Below are 11736 nucleotides of genomic sequence, written 5' to 3' on the forward strand. Positions count from 1 at the left end.
GAGAGATGGAGAGGGGGTGTAACCGCCGAGCCTGATCCACACCATCACAACAAGCACAACAAACGCGCCGCAGGCTATAAATCCCTAACCTCGCGCCCAGCGGATGGCCCCCTCCCCAACCCCTCCCCTAAAGGAGGAGGGGCTTATAAACGTCGGGGGTGCGAGCGGCGTCACGCCCCTGCCGGGTGGTGGGCAGAGCCCGCCCCGCCGGAGGCCTCCAACCTCACCGCCCCCCACCATCAAATCACCCAAAGGTCCGCTTCAGCGTCAAAGATGGCGTGATATGATCCTGCCGCTGCCGGAATTCGCGCATCACCGGGGTAGTGCTGGAGCGATCCGGGCTGAAGAAGGTGCGCTCGCGGTAATATCGCACGTCCAGCAGGTTTTCCGCGCGCAGTGTCAGCGTGGTTCGGCTGTCTGGCCGGTATTCCGCGAAGGCTGTCACATAGGGGTTGTCGCGGAAGTTCCGGTCTTCCTCGTTGCGGCGATATTGGGTGGAGCCGGAGTTGCTGTAGGTATCGAAGCCCCAGGCGAAGCGGCCCAGATCCTGCCGGAAGCCGATGTTCAGCACCCACAGCGTGTAGTTGGTGAAGTGGCGCTTCTGCAGCGTGTAAGGGTCCCGCACGTCGGTATCGATCACGGACAGCAGCACCGTCGCCCGCCCGCCGATGATGCCAAGGCCGGACAGCGGCGCGTCCATGTTCAGCCGGGCGATCTTCATCCGGCCCGAGCCAAGGTTGCCGGGCGCGTCCAGCCCGTCTTCCACGGGCACGCGATCCTGCACCTGCTGCACGAAGTTCATCCCCAGTTCGGCGCGGATCACGCCGCTGCCAAGCAAGGGATGCTCGGCGGTGGCGAGGAACTCCCACGCCGTCTGCGGCACCAGATCGGCGTTGCCGCCGTTCACCCGATCGTTCCCCAGCTCGGCGACGCTGATGAAATCGCCGAAATCCAGCTGGTTCACCGTGCGCTCGGCCTTCGCCTGAAACTGCCATCGGCCGGTGCGCCAGTCGAGGCTGGCGCGGGGCTTCAGGTAAGACAATGTGCGCTCGGCCTCTGCGTCGCCGCTCACTGTCAGGCGCGAGCGTTCGAAGGTAAGGCCGAAATCGGCGCGCAGCCCGGGTGCCAGCTGGCGGCCAAGGTTCACGAACGGCTCCAGCCGGATTTCCCGCACCACGGCATTGGCCAGTGGCAGTTCGATGGGGCTGTGGCCGCCGTCTGCCGCAATGCTGTTCAGGTCCACGGCGCTGTCCAGCCGGTTCAGCACCGCCTCCCCCCCGGCCTCGATGGACCAGCCCTCCTTCGACGGGCGGGACCATACGAGCCGCGCCACGCTTTCAGCGTCCGTGCTCTCTTGCAGCTGGGAGAATCCGCCCAGCAGCTGGTCGTTGGCGCGGTTCAGCACCACATCCTCCCGGTCGCGGGTGGTGCGGGTGGCCAGCAGGATCAGCTTCAGGCTGCCCGCCCCCAGCGGCCGGGTGACGTCGCCGCCCAGCTCGAACTGGTGATAACGGTAATCCTGCTTCATCCAATCGTCGCGCGGGATTCCGCTCACGGGCATCACATGATTGTCCTGCCACAGCTGGAAGCGCCCCCTGGCATAGCGCAGGTTCAGGTTGGCACGCCGGTTCTCGCCATCCTCATGCGACCAGCCCAGCGACACATTGCCTTCCGGATCGTCGGTGCCGTTGTGCTTTTCCCGCCGCTCGATCAGCTCTCCGCCGGGGAGGGCGGTCAGGCTATCGAAGCCGAAATTGGTCAGATCGTCATTGTTGTAATCGGCGGCGATGCGAAAGCTGGATTGCCCGCGCTTCAGCAGCGCAGAGGCCTTGCCGTCTGCCCGCACCCGGCTGGCGAAGGGTTTGCGCAGGCGGAATTCGGCCGTTCCGGCCACGCCGGTGTCGTCCGTCAGCACAAGGTTCAACACTTGCGGCCGCCCGGCGAACTCAGCGCCGAAGCCGTCGCCCGGCCCCACTTCCACCCGCAGCACGCGGGCGGCGGGAATCTGCGCCAGCAGCGTTTCCAGATTGTCGCTCTTGGAGCTGGGGCGTTCGCCGTTGATCACCACATTGCCGGCCGCCTGCCCGAAGCCGCGCACATCCTGATCGATATCCTGCAGCCGGAATCCGGGCACACGTTCCACCACCTGCAACGCCGTGGAGGGCGCGAACTGCTGAAAGAACGAGGCCGGATAGACGGTGCGCCCACCCACCCGCTCCTGCGCATAGGCCGCGACGGGCGCAAGGATCAGGGCAAGAGGCAGCAGCCCCCCGCAGGTGGCAAAAACGGACATGCGGTGAAAATCCCCCAAGGAACGGATTGGCTTGTTGCCCGCCTTCAACCCGCAATCGGCCGCCGGGGCAACGGCCGTTCGACAAAGGGCGTTGGTCGGATGCGGAAGGCGTGTGCGGTCGCGTCAGGCCGGGGTGGCGGCGATCCGTTCGTGCAGATGGGCCAGGCAGGTGCGGGAAAACAGCAGCATGTTGTGCAGCCGGTCCGCGTCTCCGGTTTCCAGCGTGCGGGCGGTGCTGCCGTCCGGCCCGGCGACGGCGTGGCAGCAATGGCCCGGCGCGTCGCCATAGGGGTTGCCGGCGGGGCCGGTCGCCCCGGTTTCGCCGATGGCCCAGCGGGCCTTGAAGCGGCTTTGCGCGCGGTCCGCCAGCACGATGGCATAGGCCTCGGTCGCGCCGCGCAGGCCGCGCACCTCCTCGCGCTTCAGGTCCAGCAGGCGGTGGCGGGCGCGCGGCGTGTAGATCACCCCGCCGCCCAGATAGAAGGCGGATGCGCCCGGCACTGCCAGCAGGGCCGCCGAAATCAGCCCGCCCGTGCTGCTTTCGGCAACGGCCAGGCTTTGGCGGCGCGCCATCAGCAGCACGGCGACGGCGCGCGCATCTTGCAGAAGATCGTCGAAGGTCAGGGGATGTCGCCTTGCCACTGGTCGCGCAGTTCGCGCTTCAGAATCTTGCCGATGGCGCTGCGCGGCAGTTCATCGGCCAGTTGCACCGCGGCGAGGCGCTGCACCTTGCCGACGCGGGCATTGGTGAAGGTGCGCAATTCCTCAGGGTCCGCCCCCGGCGCGACGACGAAGGCGACCGGGCTTTCCCCCCACGCGCGCGACGGGATGGCGACGACGGCAACGTCTTTCACGGCCGGATGCTCGGCCAGCACCTGCTCGATGTCGATGGGGTAGATGTTGAAGCCGCCGGAAATGATCATGTCTTTCGCCCGGCCCATCAGTTCCACGAAACCGTCCGCGTCGCGGCGGGCGAGGTCTCCGGTGCGGATGAAAATCCGCCCGTCCGGGTGCTGCCATTGCGTGGCGAGCGTGGCTTCGGGGCGATTGGCATAGCCCATCATCGTCGCTTCGGACCAGCCGACGATCTCGCCGATCTCCCCGGTGGCGGCCTCGCTGCCGTCTTCCAGCACGATGCGCAGTTCGGAATTGGGGAAGGGCTGGCCCACCGTGTGCAGCTTATCCGGGTGGGCATGAGCGACCAGCACGGTGCCGCCGCCGCCTTCCGTCATGCTCCAATATTCCACCAGCCCGCCGGGCCAGCGCTTCAGCACATCGGCCTTCAGATCGGCCGGGAAGGGGGCCGACGTGCAGAATTTCAGCTGGTAGCTGGAAAGGTCGAAGCTGTCGAAATCGGGCAGGTCCATGATGCGGCGATATTGCACCGGCACCAGCATGGAATGGGTGGCGCGCACCTGCTGCGCCAGCTCCACGAAGCGCCGCGCATCGAACTTCGGCATCATCACCAGATGCCCGCCCCACGCCAGCGCCGGCAGCGCGGAGGCAAGGGTGGTGTTGGAATAGAGCGGCGTGCCCAGCAGGGTGACGGAGTCCCGATTGTAACCCGCCGCCGCGCCGCCCGCGAGGTGATGCCAGCGCATATCCCAGCTGTGCATGATGCCCTTGGGAACGCCGGTGGTGCCGGAGGAATAGATGATGTTGAAGGGCAGCTTGCGCAGCTGATCGTGCGGGATGTCCAGAGGTTCGGCGGGGGAGGCCTCCAGCCAGTCATCCAGCGCCTCGATGCGGATTTCGCGGGCCGGGAACTCGATATGGGCCAGCGCCTGCGCGTTGGCGGCATCCAGAAACAGCAGCGGTGCACCGGAATCGCCCACCATCGCCTGCAGCTGTTCGGGCGTGGCCGAAGGCGGCATTGGTGCCACCGCCACGCCCGCCAGCAACGCGCCCAGATACAGCGCGACATAATCGGTGTTGGTATAGCTGATGATGGCGATGGAGCCGCCCACTGGCACGCCTTCGCGCTGCAAGGTGGCGGCCACCCGGCCCGCGCGGGCCACCAGCTGTGCCCAGCTCAGCGTGTTGCCCTCCACCGTGATGGCGGGGGCATCCGGCTTCGCGGCGGCATGGCCGCGCAGCAGGTCTGCCATAGACTGGAATTCGCTCAAAGCCTCTCTCCCCGGGAACAGGCGCTGCTGTTCATCGTTAACCCTGTGTGGCGGTGCGCTGGCGCGCCCGCAAGCTGCGAAAGTGCCCCATGCTGATTCACGCCGGATTCCATATCGAGATCGACTGCCCGGCCGACACGCCGCTGGTGCTGATGCTGAACGTGCACCCGGACAGGCGCGGCGCGCTGCACACGCCGGATCAGATCCGCGCCACGCCGGGCGTGCGGATGCGCAGCTATCGCGACAGTTTCGGCAACATCTGCCGTCGCCTTGTCGCGCCCGCCGGGCGGCTGCTGCTGCAATCCGATTTCCTGATCCGCGACAGCGGCGCGCCCGATCATGTGCGTCCACACGGACGGCAGCAGGCCGTGGCGGACCTGCCGGACGACGTGCTGCAATTCCTGCTGCCCAGCCGTTATTGCGAGACGGAGGCGCTGATGCCCTTCGCATGGGCACAGTTCGGCGATGTGCCCGAAGGCTGGGTGCGGGCGCAGGCGGTGGTGGATTTCGTGCACGGCCATATCGAGTTCGGCTACCCGCACGCATGGGCGCAGCGCACGGCGCTGGGGGCCTTCAACGACAGGCGAGGTGTCTGCCGGGATTTTGCCCATCTGGCGGTGGCACTGTGCCGCTGCCTGAACATTCCGGCGCGCTATGTGAACGGCTATCTGGGGGATATCGGCGTGCCGCCGGTGGATGCGCCGATGGATTTCAGCGCATGGTTCCAAGTCTGGCTGGATGGCGAGTGGCATGATTTCGACGCGCGCCACAACCGCCCCCGTATCGGCCGCATCCTGATCGCGGCGGGCCGGGACGCCGCCGACGTGGCGATGCTGACGGCGTTCGGTCAGCACAGCCTCGCCCGGTTCGAGGTGACCACGGTGGAAGTGCCACCCCGTCTGCACCTCCCGCAGCCGCATCAGGCCAGATGCGCTCTCAGCGCCGAGACGAGCGCCAGCGGCTGGTCTGCCATGACATGATGGTAAGCCTGCGGAATGGGGATCAGTGGCGTGCCCGCGGGCAGGCGCCGCGCCATGTCCTCAACAAGGCCACCATGCACCAGCGCGGACAATTCGCCCCACATCAGCGTGACGGGGCATTGTGGGGCCAGCAACGGATCTTTCCCCGGCGGCTGTTCGAACTCGCTCCACAGGAAGGGGTCGAACTTCCAGCTGAAGCCGCCGTCCTGAGGCCGGATGGACAGGCGGGCGATGAAATCGGCGATATACTCATGCGTGGTCGGCTGCGGCGGGGCCCATCGGAAGCGGGCCAGCGCCTGGGCCTGCGTTGCATAAACGGTGTGCGGCCGGGCGTCTCCGCCGGAGCCGCGCGGGCGGCGTCGCTGGTCGAGATCGAAGGGCGAATCCAATATGATCGCCCGCCCCATCGGCTGTCCCTCGCGGTTGGCGAGCGCCATCATCGGGAAGCCGCCGAAGCTGTGGCCCACGGTGGTAAACGGCCCGGCGTCTGACAATCCGGCGGCCTCGGCCACGGCCAGCAACTCCTCAACGAACAGCTCCATGCGGTAGTGCGGGCGATGATCGCTGTTGCCCATGCCCCCCCAGCTGAGCGTGGCGACGCGGTGGGTTTCGGCAAAGAAGGGGGCGATGAAGCGCCACCAGTCCGCATGCGCGCCATTGCCGTGCAGCAACAGCAGGCCGGGCTTGCCGCGCTGCCCCCACGCCAGCCATTCAATGCCCGCGCCCGCCACTTGCAGCCGGTGCCGCTCGTGCGGGGCGTCCACCGCATCGCGGAACCAGCCGGGCGCGGGCGGCGCGGCCCCGCGCAGATGCGCCAGTGGCGGCTCGGGTGCCGGATCGGCGTCACTCATAGGGGCGTTCGGCCCACCATGGCACGAAATCGGGCATGTCGGTGGAAACCTTGTCCGGGTAAACCGCCGGGCGCTTTTCAAGGAAGCTCATCACCCCCTCCTTCGCATCGCCCTGCCGCCCGCGCGCATAGATGGCGCGGCTATCGATCTTGTGCGCTTCCATCGGATGATCCGCGCCCAGCATCCGCCACAGCATCTGCCGCGTCAGCGCGACGGAAACAGGAGCAGTGTTGTCCACGATCTCCCGCGCGAGCGCGATGGCCGTGGGCATCAACTCGTCGGGTTCTACAACCTGCCGCACAAGGCCGCCTTCCAGCGCCTCCTGCGCGCCGAACACGCGGCCGGTCGCGCACCATTCCATCGCCCGGCTGATCCCCACAAGGCGCGGCAAGAACCAGCTGGAGCAGGCCTCCGGCACAATGCCGCGCCGGGCGAACACGAAGCCGAACTTCGCGTTTGTGCTGGCGATGCGGATGTCCATCGGCAGCTGCATCGTCACGCCGATGCCCACGGCGGGGCCGTTGATCGCGCCGATCACGGGCTTCAGGCTTTCGAAGATGCGCAGGGTGCAGCGGCCGCCGCCATCGCGCACGGCCTCATGCGTGTAATCCACGCTGCCGTCCGCGCGCACCGGCGAGGATTGCGGAGTATCCCCCCCGGCATCTTCGGAGCGCGAATCATAATCGAACGTCTGCGCTCCAGCAGACAGGTCAGCGCCTGCGCAATAGGCGCGGCCCGCGCCCGTCATGATCACCACCTTCACATCGTCGTTCGCGTCCGTCTCGTCGAACGCGGCGATGATCTCGTGCATCATCCGCCCGGTGAAGGCGTTCAGCTTGTCGGGCCGGTAGAGCGTCAGGATGGCGATGCCGTCTGCGATCTCCAGCTTGGTTTCCAGCCGTTCCATCACAGCGCCTCCAAGATCGTCACATTGGCCAGTCCGCCGCCTTCGCACATCGTCTGCAGGCCATATTTGCCGCCGCGCGCCTTCAGCGCGTGGATCAGCGTGGACATCAGCTTGGTGCCCGAAGCGCCCAGCGGATGCCCCAGCGCGATCGCCCCGCCGTTCACGTTCAGCTTCGCCGGGTCCGCGCCCAATTCCTTCAGCCAGGCCATCGGTACAGAGGCGAAGGCCTCGTTCACTTCATACAGGTCGATATCGTCGATCTTCATGCCGGCCTTTTTCAGGGCGATCTTCGTGGCGTTGATGGGCGCTTCCAGCATCACCACCGGATCTTCGCCGATCACCGTCAGGCTGTGCACGCGGGCGATGGGATCAAGCCCCAGCTTCTTCAGCCCGGCCTCGTTCACCACCAGCACGCCAGAGGCGCCGTCGCAGATTTGCGACGAGGTCGCCGCCGTCAGCCGCCCCCCATCCATCAGCAACTTCACCGATTTCGTCGCGTCCAGCGTCGCTTCGAAGCGGATGCCTTCATCCACCAGATGCTCAACCGCGTTGTTCTCCGCATCCAGCCCCGTCACCGGCACGATCTCGTTGGCGAAGGCATTGGCCTTGGCCGCAGCCGCGCCGCGCTGCTGGCTTTCGAAACCGAACTCGTCCAGCGCGTCTTTGGAAAGGTCATATTTTGCGGCGATCATCTCCGCGCCCGCGAACTGGCTGAACTGGATGCCCGGATAACGCGCCTGCATTGCCGGGCTGACATAGGTGCCGGCCCCCGCATCCATCGCCGCCTTGAAGGGCAGCGCCATCGGCACGCGGGTCATGCTTTCCACGCCCGCCGCGATCACCACGTCCATCACGCCGGACATCACCGTGGCGGCGGCAAAGTGCAGCGCCTGCTGCGACGATCCGCACTGCCGGTCTACAGAGGTGCCGGGCACCGATTCGGGCAGTTTCGAGGCCAGCACCGCGTTGCGCGCCACGTTCGTGCTCTGCTGCCCGAACTGGTTCACGCAGCCCATGATCACATCCTCGAACAGGGCGGGATCATGCTCCCCCACCAGATCGTTCAGCACCTGCGCCGCCAGATCGGCGGGATGCCAGTCCCTCAGGCGGCCGCCCTTGCGTCCGCCTGCTGTCCGTCGCGCCTTCACGATATAGGCCGTTCCCATCTTCACTGCTCCCTTGAATCCATCTGTCCGGCCCAGCATTGCGCCGCCGCCCGGCTGCTGTCCCCTCGCTTTCTTGGGAAGGCGGCGGCTCTTGCGTTCGGCGGCGAAGGGCGCAAGGTGGGCGAAAGAGACTGGCGGGGAGGATGCGGGCGTGAAGAAGCTGCTGATCGTGTTGCTGCTGGTGGCGGCGCTGTTGGGCGCGGGCTGGATGTGGCTGCGCACGCCCATCGCCGAAACCAGCGAGGCCGCGCTGGCGGCCTTCCCCGTCTACAGCATCGTGCGCGCCCGCAACGAACAGCTGTTGCGCATCGCCCACCGGGGGGAGAATGGATCGAACCTGCTGATTCACCGAAGCACGCTGTCCGGCCCGCGCGACCGCACCATCACCACCCCCAACAATGACACGCTCTATTCCACCGCCTTTCTCGACCTTTCCGCCGGGCCGGTGCTGCTGACCATTCCGAAGCTGAATGGCCGCTATGCCAGCGCCGTGGTGATGGATTCCCGCACGGACAATGTGATCCTGCTGCGCGAGACGGACGAGGGCCGGCATGAGATCGCGTTCGGCAACGGCAAGACGGGCACGATCCCCGGCGTGGATGGTGCGCCGCCACGCCATCTGGTGCCCTCGAAGGAGGGCTGGCTGCTGATCCGCACGCTGGTGGATGGCCCGGCCGATCTGGAGGCCGCGCGCGCCGCGCAGGCGGGCTTCACGCTGGAGGTGCCGGAAGCCAGCCGCCGCCCGCAGCGCGAAGCCGTGGTGCTGCCGGTGCTGCCCGATCCGGCGATGCTGCTGCGCCGCGCCAACCCGGTGATCGCGGAAAACCCCTATCTGGCCCGCCCGGCGCTGGCCGCCACCGGCTATGGGCAGGGCGGGGAGGCGTTCGAGGCGCTGCCGGTGTGGCGGCAATGGCTGTGGCGCTTCATCCTGCCGCGCGCCTTCGACAAGCTGAAGGCCGGGCTGAACGCGGGCGCGCGCAGCACGGATGACGGCTGGTCCAACCCGCCGCCGGGGATCGGCACGGCTTCGGCGACAGATGCGGTCCGCTCTGCGGTGGCGCTGGGCGGGCTGGCGGCGTTGCCCAAGGAAGAAGCCACCTACTGGATGGCCGTGCTGGATTCAGATCGGCAGGATTTCGACGGCGCGCACCATTACCGGCTGACGATCCCCGCCAATGTGCCGGTCGGCGCGTTCTGGAGCCTGTCGCTCTATGAACGGCTGCCGGACGGGCGGCTGTTCTTCGTGGAAAACCCGATCCAGCGCTATGCAGTGGGTGATCGCACACAGGGCCTGAAGCGCAACGCAGACGGCAGCCTGACGATCACGATCCAGCCGACCGATCCGGGGCCGGAGGCGAACTGGCTGCCATCGCCTGCCAGCGGGCCGTTCAACCTCGCCTTCCGCGCCTATCGCCCGGGTGAGCCGATCCGCAACGGCAGCTGGCGGCTGCCGCCGGTGGAACGGGTGGAGCAGGCAAAGCCGCCGGGGCAGTAGGCAAACGGCCCCCGCCATTCTAAGGCTGGGCCATGGCAGACTCGCTGAAGATCGCCGCCGCGCAGTTGAACCCTTCGATGGGCGATCTTGCAGGCAATGCCACCGCCATCCTGCGCGCGCGTGCGTCCGCTGCGGAGGCGGACCTGATCGTCACGCCGGAACTGTCGCTGATCGGCTACCCGCCGGAAGATCTGGTGCTGAAGCCCGCGCTGCACGCCGCCTGCATGGTGCAGCTGCAACGCCTCGCCGCCGCCACCGCCGATGGCGGCCCGGCCCTGCTGGTGGGCACCACGGCCGAAACCGCAGACGGGCTGCACAATGGCTATGCCCTGCTGGACGGCGGCCGCATCGTCGCCACCGCGCTGAAATATGATCTGCCCAACTATGGCGTGTTCGATGAAAAGCGCGTGTTCCGCCCCGGCCCGCTGCCCGATCCGATCCCCTTCCGCGGTGTGCAGCTGGGCCTGCCCATCTGCGAGGATATGTGGACACCCACAGTCTGCGCGCATCTGAAATCGCGTGGGGCCGAACTGCTGATCGTGCCCAACGGCAGCCCGTACGAGATCGGCAAGGAAGACCGGCGGCTGGCGCTGGCCCGCGCCCGCGCAAGCGAAACCGGCCTGCCGCTTCTCTATGTGAACCGCACCGGCGGGCAGGATGAAATCGTCTTTGATGGCGGCAGCTTCGCCGTGAATCCGAACGGCGAGCTGATGGCCCGCTTGCCCGACTGGGACGAAGCCACCGTCACCCTGAACTGGCATCGCGACACCGGCTTCGCCCCCGGCACCCGCCACATGCCGGACGTGTATGACGAGGAAATCTATCACGCCATGCTGGTGGGCCTGCGCGATTATGTCGGCCGCAACCGCTTCCCCGGCGTGGTGCTGGGGCTTTCCGGCGGCATCGACAGCGCCCTTTCCGCCGCCGTCGCGGTGGATGCGCTGGGGGCGGACAAGGTCTGGTGCGTGATGCTGCCCAGCCGCTTCACCGGCCGCGAAAGCCTGGATGACGCCGCCATGTGCGCCCGGTTGCTGGGCGTGAAGCTGGACAATATCCCCATCGAACCTGCCGTCGCCGCGATGGAGATGATGCTTGCCGGCCAGTTCGCTGGCCGCCCGCGCGACACGTCGGAGGAAAACGCCCAGTCCCGCCTGCGCATGGTGACGCTGATGGGCCTTTCCAACAAGTTCGGCCATATGCTGCTGACAACAGGCAATAAAAGCGAGATGTCCGTCGGCTACGCCACCATCTATGGCGACATGGCAGGCGGCTACAATGTGCTGAAAGACGCCTATAAAACCACCGTCTTCCGCCTCTCCCGCTGGCGCAACGCCCAGCGCCCCCGCCTCGGCCTGGGGCCGGATGGCGCGGTGATGCCCGAGCGCGTCATCACCAAGCCGCCCACCGCCGAACTGCGCGAAAACCAGCGCGACGATGACAGCCTGCCCCCCTATGACGTGCTGGACCCGATCCTGCACGGACTGGTGGAAGAGGAACTCGCCGCCGCCGACATCGTCGCGCGCGGGATCGCCGACCTCGAAACGGTGAAACGCATCGAACGGCTGCTCTACATCGCGGAATACAAGCGGCGGCAGGCCCCCCCGGGCGTGAAGATCGGCCCGCGCAATTTCGGCCGCGACCGGCGCTACCCGATCACCAACGCCTTCCGCACCGGGGGGTAGGTTCGCGACGGGTTGGTTTTGCGCACCGCGCGACCAAGGGCTCTGCCCTTGGAACCCGGCAGGGAAATGATTTCCCTGCACCCTCAAAATTGACGTCGTGCCCCAACTCCAACGTCGTGCGGCTGATCAGATTCGATTGCCTGCGGCGCACCGCGACTCTCTCCCCCTGTAAGGGGGAGAGTTGGAGAGGGGGTGTCAACGGTTGGCCAAACCCGCCAACCTCCCCACACCCACAA

9 protein-coding genes are annotated in these 11736 nt (G+C 67.1%); 3 read left to right on the forward strand and 6 right to left on the reverse strand.

Annotated elements, in window-relative coordinates:
- Nucleotides 1–244 precede the first annotated feature (244 nt).
- From FJQ54_RS13475 to FJQ54_RS13485, 3 genes are all read right to left on the reverse strand, one after another.
- Nucleotides 245–2293, reverse strand: a complete 2049-nt coding sequence (locus tag FJQ54_RS13475; protein ID WP_140928936.1) for a TonB-dependent receptor — start codon at nt 2291–2293, stop codon at nt 245–247.
- A gap of 123 nt (nt 2294–2416) precedes the next feature.
- On the reverse strand, nt 2417–2935 hold the full coding sequence (locus FJQ54_RS13480) for a CinA family protein (protein ID WP_235890462.1): 519 nt from the start codon (nt 2933–2935) through the stop codon (nt 2417–2419).
- A complete protein-coding gene (locus tag FJQ54_RS13485; protein ID WP_140928937.1) occupies nt 2914–4401 on the reverse strand; it encodes a class I adenylate-forming enzyme family protein in 1488 nt (495 codons plus the stop codon). The genes FJQ54_RS13480 and FJQ54_RS13485 overlap by 22 nt, the downstream gene beginning before the upstream one ends.
- A gap of 107 nt (nt 4402–4508) precedes the next feature.
- Here FJQ54_RS13485 and FJQ54_RS13490 point away from each other — a divergent pair, with 107 nt between their 5' ends.
- Entirely contained in the window at nt 4509–5399 is an 891-nt protein-coding gene (locus FJQ54_RS13490; RefSeq protein WP_140928938.1) for a transglutaminase-like domain-containing protein, read from the forward strand.
- Here FJQ54_RS13490 and FJQ54_RS13495 read toward each other — a convergent pair.
- Genes FJQ54_RS13495 through FJQ54_RS13505 form a run of 3 tightly spaced genes read right to left on the reverse strand, consistent with a single transcriptional unit; the run spans nt 5339 to nt 8323 of the window.
- Complete coding sequence (locus tag FJQ54_RS13495) at nt 5339–6250, reverse strand: alpha/beta fold hydrolase (protein WP_140928939.1); 912 nt, start codon at nt 6248–6250, stop codon at nt 5339–5341. The genes FJQ54_RS13490 and FJQ54_RS13495 overlap by 61 nt on opposite strands.
- Entirely contained in the window at nt 6243–7157 is a 915-nt protein-coding gene (locus FJQ54_RS13500; protein WP_140928940.1) for a crotonase/enoyl-CoA hydratase family protein, read from the reverse strand. The genes FJQ54_RS13495 and FJQ54_RS13500 overlap by 8 nt, the downstream gene beginning before the upstream one ends.
- Nucleotides 7157–8323 (reverse strand): acetyl-CoA C-acetyltransferase, encoded by a 1167-nt coding sequence (locus tag FJQ54_RS13505; RefSeq protein WP_140928941.1) that lies wholly within the window; start codon nt 8321–8323, stop codon nt 7157–7159. Before FJQ54_RS13505 ends, FJQ54_RS13500 begins: the two co-directional genes overlap by 1 nt.
- Before the next feature lie 151 nt (nt 8324–8474).
- Here FJQ54_RS13505 and FJQ54_RS13510 point away from each other — a divergent pair, with 151 nt between their 5' ends.
- Together FJQ54_RS13510 and FJQ54_RS13515 are read left to right on the forward strand one after the other, a co-directional pair.
- Nucleotides 8475–9818, forward strand: coding sequence for a DUF1254 domain-containing protein (locus FJQ54_RS13510; protein ID WP_140928942.1), 1344 nt, complete (start codon nt 8475–8477; stop codon nt 9816–9818).
- Between the two features lie 32 nt (nt 9819–9850).
- Complete coding sequence (locus FJQ54_RS13515; protein WP_140928943.1) at nt 9851–11500, forward strand: NAD+ synthase; 1650 nt, start codon at nt 9851–9853, stop codon at nt 11498–11500.
- Nucleotides 11501–11736 lie beyond the last annotated feature (236 nt).

Source organism: Sandaracinobacter neustonicus (assembly GCF_006385875.1).
In the GTDB taxonomy this organism is placed as follows: Bacteria; Pseudomonadota; Alphaproteobacteria; order Sphingomonadales; family Sphingomonadaceae; genus Sandaracinobacteroides; species Sandaracinobacteroides neustonicus.